The organism is Quadrisphaera granulorum (genome assembly GCF_003149145.1).
In the GTDB taxonomy this organism is placed as follows: Bacteria; Actinomycetota; Actinomycetes; order Actinomycetales; family Quadrisphaeraceae; genus Quadrisphaera; species Quadrisphaera granulorum.
In genome coordinates this window covers 14,478-41,017 of the sequence record NZ_QGDQ01000016.1, presented here as the reverse complement: position 1 = coordinate 41,017, position 26,540 = coordinate 14,478, and the positions used below count along the sequence as shown (strand labels likewise).

Genomic DNA, 26,540 nt, shown 5'->3' with positions numbered 1-26,540 from the left:
GGCAATCGGCCACCCTAGTGTGAAGTACTACTATATCGTCTGTGTCGTAACCATCGATAGACTTCACGGTGCAGGTGATCCGATGCTGGACCTGTGCCGCTGACCGCCCGTCTCCTCGCGCTCCTCGTCGCCGTGACGTGGGGGCTGAACTTCATCGCCATCCACGCCTCGCTGGAGCAGTTCCCGCCGCTGCTGTGCGCGGCGGTGCGGTTCGCCGTCATCGCCGTCCCCGTGGTGCTCTTCGTGCCACGCCCCCGCGGGGTGCCGCTGCGCTGGCTGCTCGCGTACGGCACGGGGTTCGGGGTGGCGCAGTTCGTCTTCCTCTACACGGCCATGACCGTGGGCATGCCCGCCGGGCTGGCGTCACTCGTGCTGCAGTCGTCGGCACCGTTCACCGTGGTGCTCGCCGGGGTGCTGCTGCGGGAGCGGCTCAGTGGCCGGCAGGTGGCGGGCGTCGCCGTCGCCGTCGCCGGACTGGCGGGCATCGCCGTGTCACGGGCCGAGCTCGGCGGGGCTGCGACGCTGCTCCCGGTGGTCCTCACGCTGCTGGGCGGGCTCGGGTGGGCGTTCGGCAACCTGGGTTCGCGGCTCGCATGGCGGAACCGGGTGGCGCTCGGTGTGCCGCCGTCGGCCACCGAGTCGCTGCAGCTGGTGCTGTGGGTCTCCGTGGTACCGCCGCTGCCGCTAGCCCTCGCCTCGCTCGCGCTCGAGGGGCCGGCGCGGATCGCCGGGGCGTTCACGGGGCTGGGCACGCCGACCGGGCTGCTGGCCATCGCAGGGCTGGCGTTCACCGTGCTCATCGCCACGCTGGTGGGCCAGGTGGTGTGGTCGGCGCTCATGGCACAGCACCCGTCAAGCTCGGTGGCGCCGTTCTCGATGCTCGTGCCGGTGATCGGGATGCTGGCCGCGCACGTGCTGCTCGGCGAGGCGACGCCGTGGCGTGAGGTGGCGCTCGGCGCCGTCGTCGTCGCCGGAGTACTACTCGGCGCGTCGCGCAGCAGGCAGCGCCCCGCCGAGATCAGCGGTGATCTCCGCGGTCGCGGCGAGGAGCTCGTCCTCGAGCGCAGCTAGGAGCGCAGGCGTGGCCAGGCTCGACGGCACGGCGAGCGCCACGGCGAGCGGCGCCGAACCGCCGGCCGGGAAGACCGGGGCGGCCACCGATGTCAGCGTGGGGATCAGCGTCCCGGAGGCCACCGCCACCCCCGTGCTGCGCACCTCCGCGGCCACTCGGGCCACCTCGGCCGGATCGGCACCGGGCTCAGCGGCGAGCACCGGACCGGTGACCGCGTCCGGCAGGTGCGCCAGGTAGACGCGGCCCACCGCCGAGGCCAGGAGCGGCATCGTGGCTCCCACCCGTACGGTCACCGGTAGCGGGTGGGCGCCGTAGAACCAGCGGACCAGCACCGGCCCGCGGTCTCCCCAGACCGCGAGGTTGACGGCGTGCCCGGTGCGGTCACGCAGGCCCGGCAGGTGCTCGGACGCGAGGGACACCTCGTCGACGCGGCGCAGAGCCTCCACCCCCAGCCGGCGCATGCCGACCCCCAGGTCGTAGGCGCCGGACTGCTGCGACTGGCTGACGAGCCCTCCGCGCCCCAGGCTCACGAGATACCGGTGCACCTTGCTCGCGGACATCCCCGCGGCGGTGGCCACCTGCGTCAGGGTCATCGGTCCCCGGCCCTCCTCGAGGGCCTGCAGCACGCGGACCGCGATCTCGACGGACTGGATGCCCTGGCGGGCCGCGGAGTCACCGCGGCCAGCCAGGGCATCGTCGTCATCGGGGGTTTGCGCGCCGTCGGACACGGCTCGCATGCTACGGAGCGGTCAGGCAGCTTCCGTCGCAGGCGCGGTGACGGACACCCCGTCGGACGCCGAACCGGTCGTGTGCTGCTGGGTCGCGCGCCGAGCTCGGATGACGGGCACCGCCGCGGCGAGCGCCGCCCCGATCACACCCGGGATGGCGAAGACGTAGAAGTTGAACGCCACTCCGAGCGACGACGCGAGCACAGCGCCGCCGATGATCGGGCCGGCGATGGCGCCGAGCCGCCCGACGGACAGCGCCCATCCGATCGCCGGTCCCCGCAGGTGGTCGGGGTAGCGGGTGACGATGAACGCGTTGGTGAGCACCTGCGAGCCGATGAAGCCCAGCCCACTGACGAACATCGCCGCGAAGAGCACTCCGAGCGAGGGTGCGGTGCTCATGACCAGAAGGCTCAGCGTGCCCGCCAGGAACGCTCCGACGACGACAGGCTTGACACCCACCCGGTCCGCGAGGCGACCCCCGAGCACCATGCCGATGCCGGCACCGGTCCACATGGCGGCCGTCTGGAGAAGCGCGGACCCGAGCGAGTAGCCGGCGGCCTGCATGATCGTGGGGAGCCAGGTGCTGATGCCGAACACGAGCAGCAGCCCGCAGAAGGAGACCACCCAGAACAGCACGGTCGCCAGACGCACGCCGGGGGCCAGCAGGAGCTTGAGACCGAGCAGGTCTCCGCGTGATGGGGCGCTGCCGGACCGAGCGCTTCCCGAGTGAGCAACGTGCCCCGGCGTGACCGGGCTCTCGGGGAGGCGCTTGGCTGCCAGCGGGAGGAGCACCAGGGCTGGCAGGACGCCGACGACGTACATCCAGTGCCAGGAGACCAGGGGCAGGAGCGCGGCGCCGAGCAGCGGTGCCATGAGCGCGCCACCGGCGTAGCCGGCCATCATGAGCCCGACGTTGCGCGCCCTCCGGTCCGGAGCGGACACGTCGGCCACGTAGGCGGTGACGGTCGGCAGCACGATGCCCAGCCCGACACCGACGACGAAGCGCGCGGCGCTGAACAGCTCGAACGACGACACGGCGACGGCGCACGCGAGCATGCCGACGGAGAACAGCGCCGCCCCTCCGAAGAGCAGGGCGCGGCTGCCGAAGCGGCGGATCAGTGCCGCCGAGAGAGCTGCGCCGAGGAGCATCCCGACGGCGACCAGCGCCCCGGCGCTGCCAGCTGCCGCGGGGTTGGCGCCCAGGGCCGGATCCTTGAGGAGCGAGGGGACGGTCACGCCGTACACGGCGAGGTCGAAGCCCTCCATCGCGGCGAACGACGCTGCAAGGACCAGGACTGTCCTGTCAGCGGTCGCGTGACCGGTGTGACGGGGTGCGGCGGTGCTGCCCTTCATTGGGTGCCTGCCTTCTCGTGGGTTTCTACTGGTGGGGCTGGTCGGTGGGGTGATCTGGTGCGAGGACGACGTCGAACGTCGACCGCCAGGTGGTGGGGCCCTGCGGCGTGAGGGTGTAGGTCGCGATCAGCGACTCCTTGACCCCGAACACCGCGTCGGACCCGAGGTACTCGTCGCCGTCGACGAACGTGTGGGTGACCAGCGGCCGGAAGCCGGGGGCCGTGACGATGAGGTGCAGGTGGGCCGGGCGGTAGGGCGAGCGGCCGAGAGCCGCCAGGAGCTGCCCGACAGGTCCGTCGTCAGGGATCGGGTACGCCGTGGGCTTGATGCCGCGGAAGCAGTACCGCCCGTCGGCGCCGGTGATGAAGCGGCCGCGGTTGTTCCACCGCGGCTGCACATCAGGCTGCTGGACGTCGTAGTAGCCCTCGGCGTTGTCGGACCAGACGTCCAGGCACGCCCCGGCCACCGGCGCGCCGTCGAGGTCCAGGACCCGTCCCTCGAACAGGCAGCTCTCCCCCAGCCCGTCGAGGCAGATGTCGTCGCCCATGGCCCGCTGGGGTGCGCCCTCGACGTGGAACGGCCCCAGGACGGTGCTCTCGGTGGCGCCGCGGGGTCGGGGGTGGGCGACGGCGTCGACCAGCATCGAGATCCCCAGCACGTCGGACAGCAGGACGAACTCCTGCCGCTCGTCGGTGCAGGTGCGGCCGGTGGCGGTGAGGAAGTCCACCGCCCGCTGCCATTCCCCCTGGGTGAGCTCGACGTCCTTCACGAAGGCGTGCAGGTGCTCGACGAGGCTCGCCACCACCTCCGCCGTCCGGGGATCCGCGGTGGCACTGGTCCTGCCGGTGACCACCTCGACCGACCTGTCGGGGGTGAAGTACCCGGTCACAGCACGCCCTCCCAGGCCCGCTGCAGCAGTGCGCGGACGTCGTCGCGGGTGAACGGCCGCGGGCTCCAGTAGGGGTTGGCCGTCGCCAGGGTCGCGACGTCGTCCAGGTCGCCGTCGTCGACGCCGAGGTCTGCCAGGCGCGTGGGGGCCCCCAGGGAGGCGGCGAAGGTGTGCAGGCCCGCTCCAGCGCTCCCCCCGAAAAGCGCGCCCACCGGCGCGAGCGCCTCGGGAAGTGCCTGTTCGACGAATGCCGTGGTGTGCGGCAGCAACACCGCGTGCGTCTCAGCGTGCGGCAGGTCCAGCGCCGCGCCGAGGGTGTGGCACAGCTTGTGGTGGATGGACATCGAGACGCCGCCGAGCACCAGGCCGCACAGCCATGCGCCGTAGAGGGCGTGATCTCGGGCGTCCCTGTGGGCGTCCTCTCGGGCGTGCTCGCCCGTCCCCTGCACGCCGGTGAGCCCCGTGAGCGCGTCGCGTAGCGCCCGCAGCCCTTCCAGGGCGATGAGCGTGGTGAGCGGGGTGGAGTCGCCGGCGTACACGCCCTCGCTGGCGTGGGCCATGGCATTGAGCCCGCTCGTCACGCTGAGCGACACCGGGAGCGAGTCGGTGAGCTCGGGGTCGTAGATCACCACCTCGGGCAGGATCTCCGGGCCCCGCCGCGTGGTCTTGACGCCGCCGATGGTCTCCCCGAGCACCTCGGTGACCTCCGAGCCCGCGTACGTCGTGGGGATCACCACCTGGGCCACACCGGTGCGTGCTGCCAGCGCTTTGCCCAGGCCCGTGGTGGAACCACCGCCGACGGCGACGACGCAGTCGGCGCGGGCATCGCGCAGCACCTCCAAGGCGGTCTCGGTGACCTCGACGGGGGTGTGCCGGCGTGCGCCGTCGAACGTGGCGACGGCGCGGCCGCCGAGATGGCCACGCACCTCCTCGGCGGTGGCGGCGCGGCCCGGCGTGCTGAGCACCAGCGCTCGCTCGCACCCGAGCCGAGCGACCTCCTCACCGGCACGTGACCGGTCTCCGCGCCCGAAGACCACGCGTAGCGGCCCCTGCGCGTGGGTGAAGCCCTGCATCACGGTTCCAGCCCGAAGAGCCGTGCCGCGTTGGTCCGTCCGATCTTGAGGCGATCGGGCTCGGAGATGCTCGCGGCGTCGAACCAGTCGGCGGCGTGGTCGACGTTCTCGAACGGCCAGTCGGTGGAAAACATGATGCGATCCGCGCCGAGCTCCAGGAGCGCATCGATGAGCGTCTGCGTGCGGAAGTTGCCCGACGTGGTGATGTGGAAGTTCTGCTGGAAGTAGTCCACGAAGCGACGCTGCGCCGGGTAGGTCTTGGGGACGTCGACCCACGCGTTGCGGTGGTCGATCCGCCACAGCATGGCCGGGATCCCCTCACCCATGTGCCCCAGCACCACCTGTAGCGACGGGTGCTCGTCGAACAGCCCGGACGCCATGAGGCGCAGCGCGTGCACAGCGGTCTCCTGGGCGAACGCCCACGTGGGCCCCAGCAGCCACGGGTGACCGCCGTAGATCCGCGCGTCCTGGGGCAGCGGGTTGCGCGGGTGCAGGTAGAACGGCACGTCGAGCCGGGCCACCTCGGCCCAGAACGGCCGGTACCGGGGCAGGTCGTAGTAGAGCGGCTCCTGGCCACCGCCGGGCGCGGCGTCCTGGGTGAAACCGTTGACCAGCGCCCCGACAAAGCCGAGCTGGGTCACGCACCGCTGCAGCTCCTCGGCCGCGGCGTCCGGGTCCTGCAGGGGCAGCGCCGCGAACGCCCGGTACCTGTCCGGGTGGTCGGCGCAGACCTGCGCGAGGTGGTCGTTGGCACGCCGGGCCACCTCGACAGCTCGCGCCCGGTCCGGGATGGCCTGCACCGCGGGGGCGTTGAGCGAGAGGATCATCACCTCGATACCGTGGGCGTCCATGAGCTTGAGGCGCTGGTCGTCGACGTCCAGCAGCCGCGCCTGGAGCTCCTCCCAGTACGTACCGGGGACGAAGCCCGCCGAGTCCTGGAGGGTCTCGGGGATGGCGACGTGCTCTTCGAGGGCGATCTTTCCGTGCATGGTCGTGCTCCTCAGGGATCGTTGACGGGCCAGTTCTCCGGCCGAGGGTCAGGCCAGCGCCAGGGCGCCGAGGAGGCCCTTGGTGGTCGCCACGAGCTCGGCCTCGTCGTGAGCGAGGCCATAGACGCAGCCGTCGGGGCGCACGAGGGCGGCCACGCTGCCGGTCTGGGAGAAGAAGCGGCTGTAGACGCCGCCGGTGTCGGCGAGGGGCGCGCCACCGAACGTGCCGGAGAGGCAGAAGACCACGTCACGGCATCCCAGGGCTGCGAGGCCCTCGCGGGCTTCGACCGACAGCGCGTCGAGCACCTGCGGGGAGCTCACCACCAGGCGCCAGCCGGTGCCGACGACGTCGTCGAACAGCGCCGTCCGCTCCGCGCTGGAGACCACGCCCTGCGGCAGCAGGTGGCCGTGGTTCTCCACGAGCCCGCCGGACAGCGGCGGGTAGCGCAGCTTGTCGGGGGCGGTGTGGGCGCGACGCGCGGCGAGCATCCGTGTATCGCGCTCGCGGGCACGCTCGGGGTTGCGTTCGGTCTGGACGCGTCCGAGCTCGATGGCCTTCTCGAGGATGAAGCGCACGTGCGGCTCGCGCTCGGCCTGATAGGTGTCGAGCACGTCGTCGGTGCCGCCGCCCAGCACGTGGTCGAGCTTCCACGCGAGGTTCCTCGCGTCGCGGATGCCGGAGACCATGCCCTGCGCGAGGAAGGGCGGCATCTCGTGGGCGGCGTCGCCGGCGAGGAACACCCGGCCGCGGCGCCACTGCCGCACGCACCGCGACTGGAAGGCGTAGTTGGCCACGCGCACGAGGTCGGCGTCGTCCGGCCCGAGGTAGCGGGAGACCCGCGGCCACACGGCCTCGGGCCGGACCACCGCGGCACGGTCGGCGCCGGCTTCGAGCCGGAACGAGAAGCGGTGGTGGCGCGGGCCGATGTTGACGATGGCGATCGGCTCCGCCGGGTCGCACACCTGGCGGAAGGCGGGTAGCCCCGGAACCTCACGCCGCAGCTCGAAGTCGCAGACCAGCCAGTTCTCGGAGAAGCCGTACTCGTCGAGCTCCCCGCCGAGGTGCCGCCGCACGAAGCCGTTGCCGCCGTCACAGCCGACCACCCAGCGTGCGCTCACCCGGTAGGTGGCGCCGTCGCGGGTGCGGACGTCCACGTCGACACCGTCGGTCTGCCCGCTGTCGCCGCGCTCGGTGAGGCCGACCACTTCATGTCCGCGGCGGACCTCCACGCCGGGGGTCTGCGCCAGCAGCTGGTTGAGGACATCTTCGACGTGTGGCTGGAACATCATGAACTGGCTCGGCCAGCCGCACGGACCGGGATTGTCGAAGGCGATGTCGAGCAGGACGTCGTCCTGGCCGTTGACCCAGACGTAGCCAGGCTGGACGTTGGTGCCCGGCAGCATGCGCTCGGCCACACCGAGCGCCTGGAAGGTGCGCATCGTCTCGTCGTCGAACGCTGCGGCGCGCGGCAGCTGGTAGAGCCCTTCGTACCGCTCGAGCAGGAGCACGCTGCGGCCTGCTTTCCCCAGGAGTGCGGCCAGGACCATGCCTGTCGGCCCGCTCCCCACGATGACGACGTCTGCGTCCATCGGAGTCCTCTCGGTGTCGTCACTGACACGGCGTGGATGCCTGACGAGGACACTAGCTTTCACGAATGAGGAAAGCAATGCTCAATGGTGAAACGTTGGCGGGCGTGATGCACCCGCCGCCGGGGGCGTGCCGGATCAGACGGGAACGCGGCGCAGCGTGGGCATGCCCAGCCCCACCGAGCGACCGGGCACCCCGCAGCTGGCGAGCTGGCGACGGTCGTAGGCGTCGCCGCCGCGGGTACGCCGGACCCGCAACACCTCACCGGCCGGGACGTCTGCCACGAGGTGATGCGGAGCCGACTGTGTCACCTGCACCGTGACGAGATCCCCGGGGCGCGGACGGTCCGTGTCCGCCATCCCCTCCGGCAGACCGACGTGCACGAGCCGGTTGTCGCGGGCGCGGCCCGAGACGCGCTGGCTGGCGCCGTCCTTCTTGCCCTTCGCCTCGGCGACGAGCACCTCGACGGTCCGCCCCACCTGGAAGGCGGCCTCCTCCCCGGAGATCCGCTCCTGCAGGGCGATGAGCCGCTCGTACCGCTCCTGCACCACGGCCTTGGGCAGCTGGTCGGGCATGGTCGCGGCGGGCGTGCCGGGGCGCTGGGAGTACTGGAACGTGAATGCACTGGCGAAGCGGCTCGCCTCCACCACGCGCAGCGTCTCGGCGAAGTCTTCCTCGGTCTCCCCGGGGAAGCCGACGATGATGTCGGTGCTGATGGCCGCGTCAGGAATGGCCGCGCGGACCCGGTCGAGGATCCCGAGGAACTTCTCCGACCTGTACGAGCGGCGCATCGCGCGCAGCACGCGGTCCGATCCTGACTGCAGCGGCATGTGCAGCTGCGGCATCACCGTCGGCGTCTCGGCCATGGCGGTGATGACGTCGTCGGTGAACATCGCCGGGTGCGGGCTGGTGAACCTGACCCGCTCGATGCCCTCGACCCGACCGACGGCGCGAAGCAGGTCGGCGAACGCCGAGTTCCCGCGGCCGCGGGCCGCGTCGTCAAGAGCGTCCCCGAAGCCGCCCACACCGGTCCCGTAGGAGTTGACGTTCTGCCCCAGCAGCGTCACCTCGACGACGCCGTCGGCGACGAGCGCCTCCACCTCGGCGAGCACGTCACCGGGGCGGCGGTCTTTCTCCTTGCCGCGCAGCGCCGGCACGATGCAGAACGTGCACGTGTTGTTGCACCCCACGCTGATCGACACCCACGCACTGGCGGCGGACTCGCGCGCCTGCGGCAGCGTGGAGGGGAACACCTCCAGCTCTTCGAGCACCTCCACCTGCGCCTCGGCCTGCACGCGGGAGCGCTCCAGCAGCGCCGGCAGGGCGTGGGTGTTGTGGGTACCGAAGACGACGTCGACCCACGGCGCCTTCGCGAGGATCACGTCGCGGTCCTTCTGGGCCAGACAGCCGCCGACGGCGATCTGCATCCCGGGCCGGCGCGCCTTGACGCTAGCGAGGTGCCCGAGGTTGCCGTAGAGGCGGTTGTCCGCGTTTTCCCGCACCGCGCAGGTGTTGAGGACGACGACGTCGGCCTCGCCCGACTTCGCGGCGTCGTCGCCGGCGCGGGAGTAGCCGGCGTCTTCGAGGAGCCCGGCGAGGCGCTCGCTGTCGTGCGCGTTCATCTGGCACCCGTAGGTGCGGACGGCGTACGTGCGCACTGCACTCTCGAACTGCTCGGCAGGCTCGATCAGGACCACCCACCGAGGATAGGTGGCTGTGAGCAGCACCCCGCCCACCTCGGCCATCCAGCCCGAGGCGATCGCCGACGCACCACCCCTGCACGGCCTCGTGATGATGGAGCAGGCGTGGCGTGACGCCGCTTTCCTGCACTGGGCCGTGCCGGCGGAGCGGGTGGCGCACCTCATGCCGCCGGGCGTGCGCCCGGATGTCCACCCCGCGAGCAACCTGACGTACGTGGCGCTCGTGCCTTTCCGCATGGTCGGTGCGGGCCTCGGGCCGCGGACCATCGGCCCCGCAGTCCCCTGGGCGGGCACGTTCCTCGAGACCAACGTGCGCCTGTACTCCGTCGACGACACCGGCCGCCGCGGCATCGTCTTCCTCACCCTCGAGTGCTCGCGCCTGGTGGTGGTGGCCGGGGCGCGGGCAGCGTTCGGGCTGCCGTACCGCTGGTCGTCGATGGCGTTCGGACGGCGTGCCGATCCCAGCGGTCAACGCGTCGCCTATGCCCTGCGCGGCCGGGGGCGGCGTTCGGGGGTGCACCAGCGGCTCGAGCTGTCGCTCGGCGCGCAGCTCCCTCCCGCCGATGCCGACGACGACGAGGGCCTCGCGCGGGGCCTCACGGCACGCTGGGGTCTGCACCAGCGGCACGTGGGGCGTACCTGGTACGTGCCGAACGAGCACGGGCCGTGGCCGCTGAGGTCCGCCCGCGTGGAGGCGTTCGAGGACTCGCTGCTCGCAGACATGGGCTTCCCCGACCTCGCCGCGCGCGAGCCGGACTCGGTGCTGTTCTCCTCCGGCGTCGTCACGCGGTTCGGTCTGCCGGGAGACGCCCGGCGTCCGCGGCGAGGCTGAGTCACCCGACAGCGAGGCTGACCGGCGGTGTGAAGGCCGCCCGAGCAGCAGCAACCTCCTCGCGCGCCGCGCAGCCCGGCGCGTGGTCGTTCACGAGGCCCATGGCCTGGTGGAACGCATAGGCCGTCGTGGGTCCAACGAAGCGCCAGCCGCGCTTCTTGAGGTCCTTGCTCATCGCCGTCGACTCCGGTGACGTCGCGCGCACCTCGAACGGGCGCACCGCCCGGTCGGCGGGCTCCCAGCTCCACATGTACGCGGCGATGCTTCCGTACTCGGCGACCAGCTCACGGGCGCGCGCCGCGTTGTTGAGGGTCGCTTCGATCTTGCCGCGGTGCCTCACGATGCCGACGTCGGCGAGGAGCCTCTCGACGTCACGCTCGTCGAACTCGGCGACCACCTCGTGGTCGAAGTCGGCGAACGCCGCGCGGAAGCCCTCCCGCTTGCGCAGGATGGTCAGCCAGCTCAGGCCGGATTGGAAGCCTTCCAGGCAGACCTTCTCGAAGAGGCGCCGGTCGTCGGAGACGGGGAAGCCCCACTCGGTGTCGTGATAGGCGATGTAGTCCGGGGTCGAGGTGCCCCACGCACAGCGGGGGCGCCCGTCAGCGCCGATGACCACGTCCATCCTCAGTCCTCCAGCTCGAACTGCTCGTCGTGATCTGACTCCAAGCCATCTGACCCCAAGCCATCTGACTCCGAGCGCACGGCCTCGCGCACCACACGCATGACCAGCCCCTGCGGGTATCCCTTGCGAGCCAGCATCCCGGCGAGACGCCGGGTCTTGACCTCGGGCGCCAGGCCGCTCATCGACCGGATGCGGCGTGCAACGAGGTCACGTGCCGTCGCCTCCTCGGCGTCGTCGTCGACCTGCTCCAGTGCCGCGGCGGCGGTGGCGTCGTCGACGCCCTTGGCGCGCAGCTCGTGCGCCAGGCCCCGCCGGCCCAGGCCCCGGGTGAGGCGCTGGGACCTGACGAGGACCTCGGCGTAGGCGGCGTCGTCGACGAGGCCCACCTCGGTGAACCTGTCGAGCACCTGCTCCGCGGCCTCCTCGGGTACGCCGCGCTCCGCCAGCTTCTTCTCCAGCTGCGCCCGACTACGAGGCGCAGCGGTCAGCTGGCGGAGCACGACGTCCCGGGCGACGGCGACGGGGTCGCCGCCGCCGCCGGGACGCCGCTGCTCACGCGACCCGCGCTGCGGTCGGCTCAGAAGTCGACCTTCGCCTCGGCCGGCACCGCCGCATCGGCGCCGTCGGCCTTGGGCTGGCCGATACCCAGCTTCTCCTTGATCTTGCGCTCGATCTCGTCGCCGAGGTCGGGGTTGTCGCGCAGGAACGTGCGGGCGTTCTCCTTGCCCTGCCCGAGCTGGTCTCCCTCGTAGGTGTACCAAGCGCCGGACTTACGGATGAAGCCGTGCTCCACACCCATGTCGATGAGGCCACCCTCGCGGGAAATGCCGACCCCGTAGAGGATGTCGAACTCGGCCTGCTTGAACGGGGGGCTGCAGTTGTGAACCACAACCCCCTCGGCGACGAGGTTGTGCAACTCCTCAACCTCAACGTCGTAGGTCTGCGCGCGCCCCGCAGGCTCCACGGCCATGACGCTCGCGAACACAAGTTCCTCATTGAGGAGGGTCTGAAGGAATTCGTCATTCAACGCCTCCGCAAGGGCGCTAACGCGATCCCGCCGCAACCTCGAAGCTCCGAGGACCTGCCCCATACCGCCCTTGATGTCGTTCGCGGACGCGCCAACGATGGCAGCAGCCTCACGAACGGTGACACCACGACGGCGAAGGTAAGCGAGCACCTCAGCCTTCACCCCCTGAGGCAAATACCCCTGCTGGCTCCCTCGGCGTCGCCCGTCGTAACGATCGATCTCTTCGAGAAGTTTGGCAGAGCGCGGCCCCACGACTGGGATTAGCGCAGTGAAGGCAGCAACGTTATCCATGCCGGCAATACGGACCTCGAAGCAGTCACGCGTCGAGCGGATCTCCCGGCCAGCAACGACGCTGGGTCGCTTCTGCGTCGGGTCGTAACGTCGCACCGATGAGGCGATGCGCGCCCGCAGCAACAGCCACGAGACTTGATGTGCTAGCTGCTCCGAGGTTGTGGTGAAACCGACCCGGATTGCGCCGGTGACTTCACTGGAGACGTGACCATCGGTCTCAAGTAAGCCGACGAGGAAATTTCCAACGAGCTCCTCATGAGCGTCCATCGCCAGCAACTGCGGAGGCACGGTCTTCTCCCAGGCGAGCTTTCCATAGATGCCCGCGGCTCGCGTCAGCGCGAGTAGCCCATTCTTCACTCCGGGACGATGCGAGAAGGCCACCTGACCACCATGCAGTGGGTGCGGATCACATCCGTGATCCGCAGCGATCCGCGCAGCGTCTCGCTGAACGTCCTCCGCAAGACAGATCAGTGTGATCGGAGTCTTCCCGCCGACGTACCCGTCACCGACGAGATAGCCCAGCATCCGAGCCTGGTCGATGGTCACCGGCATGGCATCACCAAAGCCGCCGAACTGACGGGGGAGAGCGACGCGGTCCCCAGGAATGAGCGCACCAGCCTCTCGCCAACCAGCCTCGGTAAGGATTCGGTGGTCAGGGGTCACTGTGAGACGGCGTCCGCCCTTGACAATGACGTTGACCACGTCCTGCTCGCCCTGCTCAAACCACCCAATCACGGGGGCCGGGTGCAGTTGGCCCGCCTTGTCAGCCGCCATCACGTGAATAGGGAGTCGCTGCTCCACGACGTCTTCGATTCGATGGAAACGACCGGCCACCGGGTCAAAGATCCGAGAGCCAGCAGCCAAGCACTTGTTCTTGACAACCTTGACGCGCGTGCGGTTCCCGACCGGCTCGTTACCGTCCTTAAGAGTTTCAATTCTACGAACATCGAGTCGAACAGAAGCGTAAAACTTTAGCGCTTTTCCACCAGTCGTTGTCTCGGGTGAACCAAACATAACCCCGATTTTCTCTCGGAGCTGATTGATAAAGATTGCCGTAGTTCCAGCGGTATTCAGTGCGCCCGTCATTTTCCGCAATGCCTGAGACATCAGGCGGGCCTGGAGACCAACGTGACTGTCGCCCATCTCGCCCTCGATCTCGGCGCGCGGCACGAGGGCCGCCACGGAGTCGATGACGATGATGTCGAGCGCGCCGGAGCGGACCAGCATGTCCGCGATCTCGAGTGCCTGCTCACCGGTGTCAGGCTGGGAGACGAGCAGTGCGTCGGTGTCGACGCCGAGCTTCTTGGCGTACTCCGGGTCGAGCGCGTGCTCGGCGTCGATGAACGCCGCGATGCCGCCGGCCTTCTGGGCATTGGCCACGGCGTGCAGCGCCACGGTCGTCTTTCCCGAAGACTCCGGACCGTAGATCTCCACCACGCGGCCGCGAGGCAGGCCCCCGATGCCGAGCGCGACGTCGAGCGCCGTCGACCCGGTAGGGATGAACTTCATCGGCTCGCGCACCTCGTCGCCGAGGCGCATGACGGTGTTCTTGCCGAACTGCTTGTCGATCTGCGCGAGTGCGAACTCGAGCGACTTCGACTTGTCGTTGGTCTTGGCGGCGGGTGCGGCCACGAGGATCACCCCTGTCGACGGGCACCCGGACCGGCCGGGCGCTGCTGCGGTGCGTTCGGGGACGACGCTAGGCGCCACCACCGACAGTCCGTTGCGACGAGGCCCGCCCCTGTGGACAAAGGCTCCCCCGCCGCGATCACACCGCCACCCTACCCCCGCGAGCCGAACGCGCGTTCGACACCAGGAAACCCACCGAGACCAGCGACGTCACCGCGCACACACCCCACACCACGTAGTAGCCGACCAGCGGCGCAGCCCCTGCCGCCGGATCACCCAGTGACCCCGTGGAGGCCAGCGCCACCGCGAAGACCGCCGAGGCAACTGCCCCACCCACCGTCTTGGTGGTGTTGGTCATGCCGGTGGCGAACGCCACCCGGTCCGGTGGCGCGGCGGCTGCCGCGGCAGCCGGCAGCCCCGCCACGAGTGCCCCGTTACCGAACCCGACCAAGACCAGACAGGCCAGCAGCGACGCCGTCGAGCCGTGCAGCGCGAAGAGCATCGCGTACCCCACCGTCACCAGCACCGCGGCCGCCGGCAGCTTCCGCAGCACCAGCGCGCCGGTCACCATGGCCAGCAGGTACGCCCCGATGAGCACCGACACCCCCGCGGCATCGGCACCCAGCCCGTAGCCCGCCACCGCCGGATCGGTCCGTGCGAACGTCGCCAGTGGCACCTGCGCCCCGAGCACGCTCGCCCCGAACAGGAAAGCCGTCGCCTGCACCGGCCACTGACCTCGCGCCGCGAGCAGCCGCACGTCGACCAGGGGCGACGCCGTCCGAGCCTCCACGCGCACCATCCACCTCCCGGCCGCAATGCTCGCCGCGAGCAGCCCCCACGGCAGTGGACTCGCCACCCCGAGCAGCCGTACGGCCACGAGCGCCCCCATGACCAGTCCGAGGACGACGGCGAGCAGCGCCAGCCCCCGTCCATCGAGCCCACCACCGGTCCGCCACCCCGTGCCGGGGGTCCGCTCCACGCCCACCCAGACCACCACCACGCACGCCGTGACGGCGAGCGCCGGCAGTGCGAGCACCGCCTGCAGCGGCAGCGCGGTGGCCACGGCCCCCGCCGACAGTGCCCCGAGGATCGCCCCGAGCTGCAGCCCTGCCACGAGCACGCCCGCGGAGCGCCGCACGAGCGGTCCCTGCTGCGCCGACCCCGCCGTCCGCCGGTGCACCAGCGCCACCTCCAGCGGCAGCCACACGACGTACGCGCCCTGCAGCACCCACCCGATCATGAACGTCCAGAAGCCGGGCGCCAGCACGAGCAGCCAGGACCCGGCCGCCGTCACCGACGCCGAGAGCAGCAGCACGGCGCGCGGCCCCCACAGGTCCGCCAACCGGGCGAGCACAGGCACCGCGAGCGCGGAGAACGCCAGCTGGGCCGCCTCGAACCAGTTGACGTCCCCGACGGGGATGCGCAGCCGGGCGGCGACGTCGGTGAGCAGCGGCGTGTAGAACGCCTGCAGCACACCGGAGACCAGCTCGACCAGCACCAGGACGCCGACGACGGCGACCAGCGAGCGCCTCGCGGCTGCGCCGGGCGTGCTCACGGCAGGCCCCGCAGGAGCGCGGTGGTCCAGCGCACCCCGTCGTGGAGGTCGGCGACGGCGACGTGCTCGTCCACGCCGTGGATCGACGCGCGCTGCGCGCGGCTCATCCGCAGTGGGGAGAACCGATAGACGCGGTCAGAGATCCCGCTCGGCCCAGCGAAAGCCCGGGCGTCGGTGGCGGCCATCACGACGTAGGGCGTGCTCACGGCGTCGGGGAACACCTGGGCTGTGCACCGCTCGATCAGCGCGAATGCCTCCTCGTCGTCCTTCGGATCAGCTCCGGAGAACGGCGAGGTGGGGCTGGGCTCGCCGCGCTCGACAATCTCCACGTCCACTCCGCAGCGGGCCACGACGCGGCGGATGCGCGCGACGACGTCGTCGACCGAGTCCCCCACCATGACGCGGGCGTTGACGCCGACCCAGGCTTCGTCGGGGACGACGTTGACGGCCTGCGAGCCGTGCATCGCGGTGAACGCGAGCGTGGTGCGGACCATGGCGGCGCTCTCCGGCCCGGCCAGCACGAGCAGGCGGCCCGCCACCTCAGGGAACCGCGCAGCCAGCCCACCCAGCGGCGGGGGCAGCACGCGGCGCAGCAGCTCGCGCGTGGCGGCGGGCAGCGTCACCGATCCCAGCGCGGCGCGCCGCTCGGCGCGCTCCAGCGCGACCACCGCCGTCGCCAGCCTCGCCACGGGGCCGCTGCGCGCCGGGGTCGACGCGTGACCCCCGCGCCCGCACGCCACGAGCCGCAGCACGGTGCTGCCCTTCTCGGTCACCCCGACCACCGCGAGCGGCGCCCGCAGCCCCGGCAGGGCTCCCCCGGCGACGGCACCGCCCTCGTCGAGCACCGCCCAGGGCCGGGCGCCGCGCCGGCGCAGCACCTCGACGGCGGCGACGGCGGACGCGCCGCCGGTCTCCTCGTCGGACCCGAACGACAGCCACACGTCGCGCGCGGGCACGAAGCCCTCCGCGAGCAGCGCCTCCACCGCCGCGAGCACCACGACGAGGGGCCCCTTGTCATCCAGCGTGCCCCGGCCCCACACAGCCTCGCCCTCCGCCGAGGGCGCCAGCACCCCGGCGAACGGCGGATGGGTCCACGCCGTCAGCGAGCCGGCCGGCACCACGTCCTGGTGGGCCATGAGCACCAGCGGCGCCACTTCCCCGCTAGCCCCACCCGCGCCTGGCCACCGCAGCAGCAGCGCGTGCGGGAAGCCCGGCACCTCGACGCGCTCCAGCTGCGCAAACGCCCGCGAGAAACTCGCCACCAGCACCTCGTGCAGCGCAGCGAACGCGGACTCGGCACCCGCCGTCGTCGTCGTCCTCACCGCTGCCTGCAGCGCGGCGACCGGGTCGACGCCGGAGGGGCTCACCCCCGCATCCTGGCCCGGTAGGCGGCAACGGCGGCGCGGTTGCCGCACGAGCCGTCACAGAAGCGGCGAGACCGGTTCTTGGACAGGTCGATGAAGACGTCGGTGCAGTCGTCTCCGGAGCACCGGCGGAGGCGGCTGAGCTCTCCGCGGCGAACCACCTCGACCATGGCCATGCCCGCCTCCACGGCCATCCGCCGGTCGAGGGGGGCGTCGTCGGGAGTGGCGTGCAGGTGCCAGCCCCAGCCGTCGTGACGGACGAGCTGCGGCAGGGCATGACCCTCCGACAGCAGGGTGTTGACGAGGTCGACGAAGCCGTCCTCGTCGCCGGCGAGCGCCAGATCCCACAGGGCCAGCAGCCGCGGGCGTTGGGCCCGGACGGCCTCGAGCTCGGCGAGGTCATGGTCGCGCCGGCCACTCCAGCGGTGCTCGGCACAGAAGGCGTCGAGCGCAGCCACGTCAGGCAGCCCCTCGTCACCGGAGACGTGGCCGAGCGTGTTGACCATGGCGACGAGCGCGGCGAGCTCACGCTCGGTGTCATGAGCAAAAAGCATCTTGACTCCTTTCATCGCGCCCCACTACGGTCACCCCAGGCGTCACAAGCGTAGAGGGGTTTGACTCATGACAGCAGCAGCGGCGGGCGCCGTCCCCGCATCGTCCACCCTCCCGGCGCAGCCGCTCACGACCCGAGCCCGCAGCGGCCTGGTGTTCGCGCTGTCCTCCGCCGCCGCCTTCGGCACCTCCGGGATCTTCGCCAACGCGCTGCTGCAGGCGGGGTGGACTCCCGGCTCCGCCGTCATCGTGCGCATGCTCGGCGCCAGCCTCGTGCTCGCGCCCCTCGCCGTCGCCCAGCTCCGCGGCCGCTGGCACCTGCTCTGGCGGGCTCGCTGGCGTGCGCTGGCCTTCGGCGTCTTCGCGATGGCCGGGTGTCAGCTCGGCTACTTCGCGGCTGTCGCCACCGTGCCGGTGTCCCTGGCCCTGCTCATCGAGTACGCGAGCGTGCTGCTCGTCGTCGCCTGGGCGTGGGCAGTCGGCGGCCAGCGCCCCCGCCTGCGCACCGCCCTCGGCGGGTTGGCGGCCCTCGGCGGCCTCGCGCTGGTGCTCGGCATCGGCGGCGGCACCCTCGTGGCCGGACCAGGACTGGTGTGGGCCGCCATCGCCGGCGCCTGCCTGGCCGTCTACTTCGTGCTCGCCGCTGACGACGCCAGCGGTGTGCCCGCGTTGGCCATGGCCTGGGTCGGCATGGTCATCGGCGCCGCCGTCCTCGCGGCCGCAGCGCTGGTCGGACTGCTCCCCATGGGCGTCACCCTCGGCGACGTCATGCTCGCCGGGGCGTCCGTCCCGTGGTGGTCGGTGCTGATCGGCATGGTGGCCATCGCCACCGCCTTCGCCTACGGCACCGGCATCGCCGCCGCGCGGCGCCTGTCTGCGGCCCCGGCGTCGTTCGTGGCGCTCACCGAGGTGCTCTTCGCCGCCGCGTGGGCGTGGGTGCTGCTGGGCCAGCACCTGTCCGCCGTCCAGCTGGTCGGCGGAGCCGTGGTGCTCGCAGGCATCGTCGTCGTCCGCAGTGACAGCCAGAGCGACAGCCGACCAGCAGCCTCAGCAGCGGACTGAGCGGTCCGCCGGACCCTCCGCTGCCAGCGCGGCGCGCAGCGTGCCCACCGGCACCGCGTATGCGTCCTGCCCCGTGGTGGCGCCGGCGTAGAGGACCCCGACCACCGCGCCGTCGTCGTCCACCACCGCCGAACCGGAGCTGCCCGGCGCCACCGCCGCCTCCAGCTGCAGCACCCGCACCGCCGCCGTGCCCAGGGGGTCGTCGACCGACCCCGTGACCACTCCGGTCGCCTTCGCCAGCGCCTCCCCGCGCGGATAGCCGACCACGGTGACCGCCTCCCCGCGCTCCGGGTCGACGGCGGCGAGCGGCACGGTGGCGGGCAGCGCCTCCACCGTCCTCACCACGGCCAGGTCGGCCACGGTGGCGGTCACCGACGCCGTCACCGCGAGCTGCTGGCCGTCCCACGTATCCACCTGCAGCTGCTCGGCCCCGTCCACGACGTGCGCGTTGGTGACCAGGGTGTGCGCGTCCACGGCGAATCCCGACCCTGTCCGCACTGAGGCACACCCCACGCTCCGTACCCGCACCGACGCGCGCACGGCGGTGCGCAACGCGCTCGCCTCGTCCGCTGCGGCAACGGCACCCGCCGCCGACGCGACCGGGTCCACCTTGCCCATCGGTGTCGGCGGCACGAGTGGTACTGCTCCGCACGCCGTGGTCACTCCTAGTACCGCCGCTCCCATCATCATCAGGACGACGACGACGGCAGAGCGTCTCAGCGGTCCCTCGCTTCGCGCAGGTCCGTGGCGCGGGCCTTCTCGGCGGCCAGCTGCTCCACGCGCGCGTCGGAGGCGGCGAGGTCGCTCTGCAGCGCATCGACACGCTGCTGGAGCTGCTCCGACGTGCTCACGAGCTGTGCGCGCTGCGCCTCCCCCTCCACGGCACGCACCCGCCAGGCGTCGCTGACCACCCACAGGTACGCGACGGCGCCGAGCGCCAGCAGGAGCGCCGCGACCAGCAGCCCGACGACGAGCGCGCTACCGCCCCGCCTGCCGGCAGGCCGCTCCCGCCGACGGGGGCGCAGCAACGGAGGCAGCGCCTCGGCCTCGGGACGTGACCGCTGCCCGGGAATCATGGCGGCGGGCGCCACGGTGGGTAGCTGACTCACACACCCATCGTGACCGGATCCCTCACGTCGCGAGGCTGGTTCGGCGAGAAACTCTGCCGTCGCACACCGCAACCATCCGTCACGCGGGTGAAACACAGCGCAACACCCCTGACGCATGCGATGCGTACCCATGCCCCCTCGCACTCGCACCCACCACCGGAGGCCGCATGCCGCGCACCGTCCGCGCCGCCCTGGTCCAGACCAGCTGGACCGGCGACAAGGAATCGATGATCAAGGCCCACGAGGACTACCTCGTGCAGGCCGCCGAGCAGGGTGCGCAGGTGATCTGCTTCCAGGAGCTCTTCTACGGCCCGTACTTCTGCCAGGTGCAAGACCCGGAGTACTACGCCTATGCCGAGTCCGTTCCGGGCCCAACGGTGGAGCGGTTCCAGGCTCTGGCGAAGGAGCACAGCATCGTCGTCGTCCTGCCCATCTATGAGCAGGAACAGCCTGGCGTGCTCTACAACACCGCCGCCGTCATCGACGCCGACGGCAGCTACCTCGGCAAGTACCGCAAGAACCACATCCCGCAGGTCAAGGGCTTCTGGGAGAAGTTCTACTTCCGCCCCGGCAACCTCGGGTACCCCGTCTTCGACACCGCCGTCGGCAAGGTGGGCGTCTACATCTGCTACGACCGGCACTTCCCCGAGGGCTGGCGCGCCCTGGGTCTGAACGGCGCGGAGATCGTCTTCAACCCCTCCGCCACGAGCCGCGGCCTGTCCAACTACCTGTGGAAGCTGGAGCAGACGGCGGCCGCCGTGGCCAACGAGTACTACGTGGGCGCGATCAACCGGGTGGGCATCGAGGACCTCGGCGACGACGACTTCTACGGCACCAGCTACTTCGCCGACCCGGAGGGCAAGCCCGTCGGTGAGTACGCCTCCGCGTACGACCCGGAGCTCGTGATCCGCGACCTCGACATGGACCTCCTCACCACGGTCCGCGAGCGCTGGGCGTTCTACCGAGACCGCCGCCCGGACTCCTACGGGAACCTGGTGACTCCGTGAGCGCGTCGAACCTCACGCTGATCCACGGCGGCACGGTCGTCACGACGACGGGCGCCGCCCCCATGGACGTGCTGGTGGACGGCGAGACCATCGCCAGCCTCCACGTCCCCGGTGGAGCTGACGCGATCGTCGGCCCCGAGACGCGCCGCATCGACGCGACCGGCTGCTACGTCGTGCCCGGCGGCGTCGACGTCCACACTCACATGCGCCTCCCCTTCGGCGGCACCGAGGCCTCGGACGACTTCACCACCGGCACCGTCGCGGCCGCCTGGGGCGGCACCACGACCATCGTCGACTTCGCCGTGCAGACCACCGGGCAGGACGTCGAGGAGGGCCTGGCCGCCTGGCACGCCAAGGCGGAGGGAAAGACCGCGATCGACTACGGCTTCCACATGATCGTGGGAGGGGTCGACGACGCCGCGCTCGCCGCCATGGACCGGCTCGTGGCCAGCGAGGGCGTCACGAGCTTCAAGCTCTTCACCGCCTACCCGGGCGTCTTCTACAGCGACGACGGCCAGATCCTGCGCGCGATGCAGAAGGCCCGCGACAACGGCGCGCTGATCATGATGCACGCGGAGAACGGCATCGCCATCGACGTGCTCGCCGCCCAGGCCGCGGGCCGCGGCGACACGACCCCGGTCTGGCACGGACTGACCCGCCCGCCGATCTTGGAGGGCGAGGCCACCCACCGGTGCATCGCGCTCGCCGAGGTGGCCGGCGGCACGCCGCTGTACTTCGTGCACCTGTCGGCGTCCCAGGCGCTCGGGCATGTCGCCGCAGCCCGCGACGCCGGCCGCAACGTGTTCGCCGAGACCTGCCCGCAGTACCTCTACCTCACCCTCGAAGACCAGCTCGGTGCCGTCTCCGCCGACGGCGACCCCTTCGAGGGCGCCAAGTGGGTGGCCTCTCCCCCGCTGCGCACCAAGCACGAGAACCACCACGCCGACCTGTGGAAGGGCCTGCGCACCGACGACCTCGCCGTCGTCTCCACCGACCACTGCCCCTTCTGCTTCAAGGACCAGAAGGAGCTGGGCCGCGGCGACTTCCGCAAGATCCCGAACGGGATGGGGACGGTGGAACACCGGATGGACCTCGTTCACCAGGGCGTGGTGGCCGGGCAGATCAGCCTCGAACGCTGGGTGGAGACCTGCTCCACCACGCCGGCGCGGATGTTCGGGCTGTACCCGAAGAAGGGCGTCATCGCGCCGGGCTCGGACGCCGACGTCGTCATCTACGACCCGCAGCGCCAGCACGTGCTGTCCAAGGACACCCACCACATGAACCTCGACCACTCTGCGTGGGAGGGATTCGCCGTGACGGGCGGCGTGAAGACGGTGCTGTCGCGCGGGTCGGTGGTGCTGGACGACGGCACCTGGACCGGCCGTGCGGGTCACGGCCGCTTCGTGCCCCGCGGTCTCTCGAGCTACCTGCGCTGATGGACGTCGGCGTCGTCTTCCAGACCGATCCCCCCGCCCGCGCCGTGGTGGCAGCCTCGGTGCGCGCCGAGCAGGCGGGCTTCTCCCACGCGTGGACCTTCGACTCCCACGTGCTGTGGCAGGAGCCGTACGTCATCCACGCGACGATCCTCGAGGCCACCGAGCGGATAGTCGTCGGGCCGATGGTCACCAACCCCGCCACGCGCGACACCACCGTCACCGCCTCGACCTTCGCGACCCTCGCGGAGATGCACGGCAACCGCGTGGTGTGCGGCATCGGCCGCGGAGACTCCGCGGTCCGGACCCTCAAGGGCCAGCCGGTCACGCTCGCCGGGCTGCGCGAGTCTGTGGAAACCATCCGCACCCTCACCGGCGGCGGCTCCGTCCTCCGCGGCCAGGGAGAGCACGCGGCGTCGGTGAGCTTCCCGTGGGTGCCCGAGGGCACCCCTCCGGTGGAGGTGTGGGTGGCGGCCTACGGGCCGAAGGCCCTGCAGCTCACCGGCGAGGTGGCCGACGGGTTCATCCTCCAGCTGGCCGACCCGACCATCGCCGCGTGGACCATCACGAAGGTCCGCGAGGCCGCCGAAGCTGCGGGCCGTGACCCCGCCTCGATCCGGTTCTGCGTGGCCGCACCTGCGTACGTCACCGACGGCTCTGCCGCCCAGCTCGCGCACGCCCGCGAGCAGACGCGGTGGTTCGGGGGGATGGTCGGCAACCACGTCGCCGACATCGTCGCGAAGTACGGCGGTGACGGAGCCGGGGTCCCTCGGGCCCTGAGCGACTACATCGCCGCCCGGCAGGGCTACGACTACGCCCAGCACGGTCGCGCCGGCAACACCCACGCCGACTTCGTGCCCGACGAGATCGTCGACAGGTTCTGCGTGCTCGGCCCCCCGGCCGCTCAGCTGGAGCGGCTCGCCGAGCTCGCCGAGCTGGGCTGTGACCAGTTCGCCGTGTACGCCCAGCACGACGCCAAGGACTCCGTCATCGACGCCTACGGCACGCACGTCGTCGAGGCGGCGAACACCCTGTGACGCGAGCCGCTCGCCAGGTGGGTGCCGTCGTCGCGGCGCTCGTCGTGCTCGCGGTGCTGTGGGAGACCTACAAGGCGCTCGGGCCCGCCAACGGCGCGTCGCTAGATACCACGCGCCTGCTCCCCCGCACCGACGACCGCGCCATGCCGCACCTGTGGACGGTCCTGACCACGCTCGGCTCCCCCGAGGTCTCTGGTGTCGCCGGGTCGCGGACCGTGGGCGCGGCCGTTCTCTTCGGGGCGCTCAACTCCCTCCGGCTGGCGCTGCTCGGGCTGCTGCTCGGCGCGGTCGTCGGCGGGGTGCTCGCGCTGCTGATGCAGCGGCTCCGCCTGCTCGAAGCGGGGCTCCTGCCGTGGGTGGTGCTCAGCCAGACCGTCCCGATCATCGCGCTGGCACCGCTCGTGGCCGGTTGGGGCGGGGTGCTGCGGGTCGGCTCGTGGGCGTGGTCGCCGGAGGCGTCCGTCGTCGTCATCAGCGCCTTCCTGTCCTTCTCCCCCATCGCCGTCGGGCTGCTGCGCGGCTTGCACGCACCAGGCGCCACGGAACAGGAGCTGTTCGCCTCGTGCGCGGCCAGCTGGCGCCAGGAGCTCGTCCACCTGCGGCTGCCCGCTGCGGTGCCCTTCCTCCTCCCGGCGCTGCGGCTCGCGGCGGCCGGGGCGGTGGTCGGCGCGATCGTCGCGGAGATCTCCACCGGCACCCGCGGCGGCATCGGCAGGCTGATCATCGAGTACGCCCAGCAGGCCACTTCCTCCCCCGCCCGCGTCTACGCCGCCGTGCTCGGCGCCGCCGTGCTGGGCCTGGTCGCCGCCGGACTCGTCGCGCTGCTCGACGCCGCGGTGCTGCGCCGGGGACGGCTCGCGTGAGCCCCCCGTCGGCGAAGGCCATGGTCGAGGTCAGCGGCGTCACCCAGCGGTTCGGGACGACGACGGCGCTGTCCGACGTCAGCCTCACGATCGCCTCCGGCGAGTTCGTCACGCTCATCGGTCCCAGCGGCTGCGGCAAGTCGACGCTGCTGCGCCTCGTCGCCGACCTGCTCACCCCCACCGAAGGCACCGTCCACGTCGCCGGCAAGACCGCCCGCGCCGCTCGCGAGGCGCAGGACTACGGCATCGCGTTCCAGCAGGCGGGCCTGCTCGAGTGGCGCACGGTGCTCCGCAACGTCGAGCTGCCCCTGGAGCTGCACGGCGTCGGCGCCCGCGAGCGCCGCGCCCGCGCCGAGGAGCTGCTCGAGGTGGTGGGCCTGGCCGACGTCGCCGACAAGCGGCCCAGCCAGTTGTCCGGCGGCATGCAGCAACGGGTGGCCATCGCCCGGGCTCTGGCCGCCAAGCCGGCGCTGCTGCTCATGGACGAGCCGTTCGGCGCGCTCGATGAGATGACCCGCGAGCGCCTGCAGGACGAGCTGCTGAGCATCAGGGCGCGCGAGGGGACGACGGTGCTGCTGGTCACGCACTCCGTCTCGGAGGCGGCGTACCTGTCCGATCGGGTGGTGGTCATGTCGCCGCGGCCGGGCCGGATCGCCGCCGTCGTCGACGTCGACCTTCCCCTGCGTGCCACGGGTACCCCGACGGACGTGCGGGAGTCGCCGGAGTTCTTCGCGGCCACCACGGTGGTCCGCGAGGCGCTGCGCGCGCCCGCCCGGGTGGCGAGCCCGTGAGGCGGGTCCTGCCGGGGTGGGCCGGCACCTGGGGGCGAGCGGTCGCGCCCGTGGTCGTCGCCGTCCTCGCCCTGACCGCGTGGCAGGTGCTGGTCACGGTGGGCCGGGTGGCACCGTTCGTGCTGCCGAGCCCGGTCGCCATCGCCGAGGCCCTCGGCGCGATCCTGCCGCAGGTGGTCTCTGCGGCCCTGGCCACCGGCGCGAACGCGCTGTGGGGCCTGGTGGCCGGCAGTGTGCTCGCGCTGGTGGCGGCGGCGCTCGCGGCGCGGCTGGGGTGGCTGCGCAGCACCCTCGTACCGCTGGCGGCGGTCGTCGCGGCGCTGCCGATCGTGGCGCTGGCGCCGATCTTCGCGACGATGTTCGGCGCGACGAGCGAGCTGCCGCGGCAGCTGGTGGTCACCGTCGTCGTCTTCGTGCCGGTGTTCGTCAACGCCCTGCGCGGCCTGCAGTCCGTCGCGCCGGTACACGCCGACCTCATGCGGGCCTGCGCGGCGAGCGGGTGGGCCGCCACCCGCACCGTCACCCTCCCCGGCGCTCTGCCGCACGTCTTCACGGGGTTGCGTCTGGCTGCGGCCGGCGCGGTCATCTCCGCCGTTGTCGCCGAGTACTTCGGCGGCCTGCAGTCGGGCCTGGGCTCGCGCATCACGTCCGCCGCGGCCAACAGCGCCTACCCGCGGGCGTGGGCCTACGTCACCGCGGCCTGCGCCCTCGGGCTGCTCTTCTACGCGGCCGCCCTGGCGGCCGAGCGCCTCACCACCCCCTGGAACCGGAGGACATCATGAACCGCTCCCGCACCATCACTCGTCGCTCCCTGCTTGCCGGTGCCCTCGCCGCGGCCGGGACCGGCGCTCTGGCTGCCTGCGGCACTGCCGACGCTCCGGCCACCGGCACCGCGACGACGGGCGGAGCCAGCGGATCGGCAAGCGGCCTCAAGCCCGTCAAGCTGCAGCTGCAGTGGTTCAAGCAGGCCCAGTTCGCCGGGTACCTCGCCGCACTCGACCAGGGCTACTACGAGGCCGAGGGCCTCGACGTGACGATCGTCGACGGCGGCACGGACATCGTGCCGCAGACGGTGCTGGCCCAGGGTCAGGTCGACTACGCCATCGCGTGGGTGCCGAAGGCGCTGGCCAGCCGGGAGCAGGGCGCCGGGATCACCGACGTCGCCCAGGTGTTCCAGCGGTCCGGCACCCGGCAGGTCTCCTTCGCCTCCGCGGGCATCAAGACGGTGGCCGATCTGCGCGGCAAGACGGTGGGCAACTGGGGCTTCGGCAACGAGTTCGAGCTGTTCGCGGCGATGACCAAGGCGGGGCTCGACCCGGCCACTGACGTCACGCTGGTGCAGCAGCAGTTCGACATGAACGCCTTCATCGCCGGTGACATCGCCGCTGCTCAGGCCATGACCTACAACGAGTACGCGCAGGTGCTCGAGGCGAAGAACCCCGCCACCGGCCAGCTGTTCCAGCCCAGCGACCTCACCACGCTGGACTGGAACGAGGTGGGCACCGCGATGCTGCAGGACGCGATCTGGGCCAACACCGAGAAGCTGTCCGACTCCGCCTACGCCGACCAGACCACCGCGTTCATCAAGGCCTCCCTCAAGGGCTGGGTCTTCGCGCGCGACAACCCCGAGAAGGCCCGCGACATCACCGTGGCCGCAGGCTCCACCCTGGGCGCCAGCCACCAGCTGTGGCAGGTCAACGAGGTCAACAAGCTCATCTGGCCCAGTCCTTCGGCGGGGGTGGGGTCGTTCGACAAGACCCTGTGGGATCAGACGGTGCAGGTGGCGCTGCAGACGAAGAACGCCGACGGCGCCACGGTCATCACCAAGGAGCCCGACTCCGATGCCTACAGCGACACCTACGTCACCGCAGCGCTGAAGGCGCTCACCGACGAGGGAGTCGACGTGGTCGGCGCCTCCTTCGCACCGACCACCGTGACCCTCACGGAGGGCGGCGCCTGACGGCGGCTTCCCAG

At 71.6% G+C, this 26,540-nt stretch carries 25 protein-coding genes; 10 read left to right on the top strand and 15 right to left on the bottom strand.

The features are described from left to right. Positions 1 to 93 precede the first annotated feature (93 nt). Positions 94 to 1,071 (top strand): EamA family transporter, encoded by a 978-nt coding sequence (locus tag BXY45_RS13135; protein ID WP_109774962.1) that lies wholly within the window; start codon positions 94 to 96, stop codon positions 1,069 to 1,071. Here BXY45_RS13135 and BXY45_RS13130 read toward each other — a convergent pair. From BXY45_RS13130 to miaB, 7 genes are all read right to left on the bottom strand, one after another. After that, positions 979 to 1,800 carry an IclR family transcriptional regulator gene (locus tag BXY45_RS13130; RefSeq protein WP_211319542.1) on the bottom strand — a complete coding sequence of 274 codons (822 nt, stop codon included), beginning with the start codon at positions 1,798 to 1,800 and terminating at the stop codon, positions 979 to 981. The genes BXY45_RS13135 and BXY45_RS13130 overlap by 93 nt on opposite strands. Positions 1,801 to 1,821: 21 nt before the next feature. After that, positions 1,822 to 3,153, bottom strand: coding sequence for an MFS transporter (locus tag BXY45_RS13125; RefSeq protein ID WP_109774960.1), 1,332 nt, complete (start codon positions 3,151 to 3,153; stop codon positions 1,822 to 1,824). 25 nt (positions 3,154 to 3,178) lie between these two features. Beyond that, positions 3,179 to 4,042: a dioxygenase family protein gene (locus BXY45_RS13120; protein WP_109774959.1), complete on the bottom strand. Its 864-nt coding sequence runs from the start codon at positions 4,040 to 4,042 to the stop codon at positions 3,179 to 3,181. Then, on the bottom strand, positions 4,039 to 5,115 hold the full coding sequence (locus BXY45_RS13115; RefSeq protein WP_109775023.1) for a maleylacetate reductase: 1,077 nt from the start codon (positions 5,113 to 5,115) through the stop codon (positions 4,039 to 4,041). The genes BXY45_RS13120 and BXY45_RS13115 overlap by 4 nt, the downstream gene beginning before the upstream one ends. Beyond that, positions 5,115 to 6,104 carry a gamma-resorcylate decarboxylase gene (gene tsdA, locus BXY45_RS13110; RefSeq protein WP_109774958.1) on the bottom strand — a complete coding sequence of 330 codons (990 nt, stop codon included), beginning with the start codon at positions 6,102 to 6,104 and terminating at the stop codon, positions 5,115 to 5,117. The genes BXY45_RS13115 and tsdA overlap by 1 nt, the downstream gene beginning before the upstream one ends. A gap of 48 nt (positions 6,105 to 6,152) precedes the next feature. Continuing rightward, on the bottom strand, positions 6,153 to 7,694 hold the full coding sequence (gene mhpA, locus BXY45_RS13105; protein ID WP_109774957.1) for a bifunctional 3-(3-hydroxy-phenyl)propionate/3-hydroxycinnamic acid hydroxylase MhpA: 1,542 nt from the start codon (positions 7,692 to 7,694) through the stop codon (positions 6,153 to 6,155). Between the two features lie 135 nt (positions 7,695 to 7,829). Further along, positions 7,830 to 9,437, bottom strand: a complete 1,608-nt coding sequence (miaB, locus tag BXY45_RS13100; RefSeq protein ID WP_109774956.1) for a tRNA (N6-isopentenyl adenosine(37)-C2)-methylthiotransferase MiaB — start codon at positions 9,435 to 9,437, stop codon at positions 7,830 to 7,832. On the opposite strand from miaB, the gene BXY45_RS13095 reads away from it, so the two are divergent. Next, a complete protein-coding gene (locus BXY45_RS13095; protein ID WP_245961794.1) occupies positions 9,409 to 10,224 on the top strand; it encodes a YqjF family protein in 816 nt (271 codons plus the stop codon). The genes miaB and BXY45_RS13095 overlap by 29 nt on opposite strands. Position 10,225: 1 nt before the next feature. Here BXY45_RS13095 and BXY45_RS13090 read toward each other — a convergent pair whose 3' ends face one another. The 6 genes from BXY45_RS13090 to BXY45_RS13065 all read right to left on the bottom strand — a co-directional run bounded on the left by BXY45_RS13090 (position 10,226) and on the right by BXY45_RS13065 (position 17,266). After that, positions 10,226 to 10,846: a DNA-3-methyladenine glycosylase I gene (locus BXY45_RS13090; RefSeq protein ID WP_109774955.1), complete on the bottom strand. Its 621-nt coding sequence runs from the start codon at positions 10,844 to 10,846 to the stop codon at positions 10,226 to 10,228. A 2-nt stretch (positions 10,847 to 10,848) separates the two neighbouring features. After that, entirely contained in the window at positions 10,849 to 11,346 is a 498-nt protein-coding gene (locus BXY45_RS13085; RefSeq protein ID WP_245961793.1) for a regulatory protein RecX, read from the bottom strand. A gap of 77 nt (positions 11,347 to 11,423) precedes the next feature. Next, positions 11,424 to 13,796, bottom strand: a complete 2,373-nt coding sequence (recA, locus tag BXY45_RS13080) for an intein-containing recombinase RecA (protein ID WP_109775020.1) — start codon at positions 13,794 to 13,796, stop codon at positions 11,424 to 11,426. 136 nt (positions 13,797 to 13,932) lie between these two features. After that, entirely contained in the window at positions 13,933 to 15,348 is a 1,416-nt protein-coding gene (locus BXY45_RS13075) for an MFS transporter (protein ID WP_109774954.1), read from the bottom strand. Continuing rightward, positions 15,345 to 16,715: a M20/M25/M40 family metallo-hydrolase gene (locus BXY45_RS13070; RefSeq protein WP_109774953.1), complete on the bottom strand. Its 1,371-nt coding sequence runs from the start codon at positions 16,713 to 16,715 to the stop codon at positions 15,345 to 15,347. Before BXY45_RS13070 ends, BXY45_RS13075 begins: the two co-directional genes overlap by 4 nt. Next, positions 16,712 to 17,266, bottom strand: coding sequence for a CGNR zinc finger domain-containing protein (locus tag BXY45_RS13065; RefSeq protein WP_109774952.1), 555 nt, complete (start codon positions 17,264 to 17,266; stop codon positions 16,712 to 16,714). Before BXY45_RS13065 ends, BXY45_RS13070 begins: the two co-directional genes overlap by 4 nt. A 67-nt stretch (positions 17,267 to 17,333) precedes the next feature. Here BXY45_RS13065 and BXY45_RS13060 point away from each other — a divergent pair, with 67 nt between their 5' ends. Continuing rightward, positions 17,334 to 18,326: an EamA family transporter gene (locus tag BXY45_RS13060; protein ID WP_109774951.1), complete on the top strand. Its 993-nt coding sequence runs from the start codon at positions 17,334 to 17,336 to the stop codon at positions 18,324 to 18,326. Here BXY45_RS13060 and BXY45_RS13055 read toward each other — a convergent pair. Both BXY45_RS13055 and BXY45_RS13050 read right to left on the bottom strand, forming a co-directional pair. Continuing rightward, entirely contained in the window at positions 18,312 to 18,959 is a 648-nt protein-coding gene (locus BXY45_RS13055) for a S1 family peptidase (protein WP_170131494.1), read from the bottom strand. The two genes, BXY45_RS13060 and BXY45_RS13055, sit on opposite strands and share 15 nt — an antisense overlap. A gap of 83 nt (positions 18,960 to 19,042) precedes the next feature. Next, the gene (locus BXY45_RS13050; RefSeq protein ID WP_109774949.1) at positions 19,043 to 19,435 is read right to left on the bottom strand and encodes a hypothetical protein; all 393 of its coding nucleotides are present in this window, start codon (positions 19,433 to 19,435) and stop codon (positions 19,043 to 19,045) included. Between the two features lie 167 nt (positions 19,436 to 19,602). On the opposite strand from BXY45_RS13050, the gene BXY45_RS13045 reads away from it, so the two are divergent. The 7 genes from BXY45_RS13045 to BXY45_RS13015 are packed head-to-tail and all read left to right on the top strand — an operon-like array spanning position 19,603 to position 26,526. After that, positions 19,603 to 20,442, top strand: coding sequence for a nitrilase-related carbon-nitrogen hydrolase (locus BXY45_RS13045; protein WP_109774948.1), 840 nt, complete (start codon positions 19,603 to 19,605; stop codon positions 20,440 to 20,442). Beyond that, on the top strand, positions 20,439 to 21,878 hold the full coding sequence (hydA, locus tag BXY45_RS13040; RefSeq protein ID WP_245961792.1) for a dihydropyrimidinase: 1,440 nt from the start codon (positions 20,439 to 20,441) through the stop codon (positions 21,876 to 21,878). The genes BXY45_RS13045 and hydA overlap by 4 nt, the downstream gene beginning before the upstream one ends. After that, entirely contained in the window at positions 21,878 to 22,912 is a 1,035-nt protein-coding gene (locus BXY45_RS13035; RefSeq protein ID WP_109774946.1) for a TIGR03842 family LLM class F420-dependent oxidoreductase, read from the top strand. Before hydA ends, BXY45_RS13035 begins: the two co-directional genes overlap by 1 nt. Continuing rightward, on the top strand, positions 22,909 to 23,775 hold the full coding sequence (locus BXY45_RS13030; RefSeq protein ID WP_109774945.1) for an ABC transporter permease: 867 nt from the start codon (positions 22,909 to 22,911) through the stop codon (positions 23,773 to 23,775). The genes BXY45_RS13035 and BXY45_RS13030 overlap by 4 nt, the downstream gene beginning before the upstream one ends. Before the next feature lie 20 nt (positions 23,776 to 23,795). Further along, positions 23,796 to 24,566: an ATP-binding cassette domain-containing protein gene (locus BXY45_RS13025; protein WP_109775018.1), complete on the top strand. Its 771-nt coding sequence runs from the start codon at positions 23,796 to 23,798 to the stop codon at positions 24,564 to 24,566. After that, positions 24,563 to 25,348, top strand: a complete 786-nt coding sequence (locus tag BXY45_RS13020; protein ID WP_211319539.1) for an ABC transporter permease — start codon at positions 24,563 to 24,565, stop codon at positions 25,346 to 25,348. Before BXY45_RS13025 ends, BXY45_RS13020 begins: the two co-directional genes overlap by 4 nt. Beyond that, positions 25,345 to 26,526, top strand: a complete 1,182-nt coding sequence (locus BXY45_RS13015) for an ABC transporter substrate-binding protein (RefSeq protein ID WP_109774944.1) — start codon at positions 25,345 to 25,347, stop codon at positions 26,524 to 26,526. Before BXY45_RS13020 ends, BXY45_RS13015 begins: the two co-directional genes overlap by 4 nt. Positions 26,527 to 26,540: the final 14 nt, after the last annotated feature.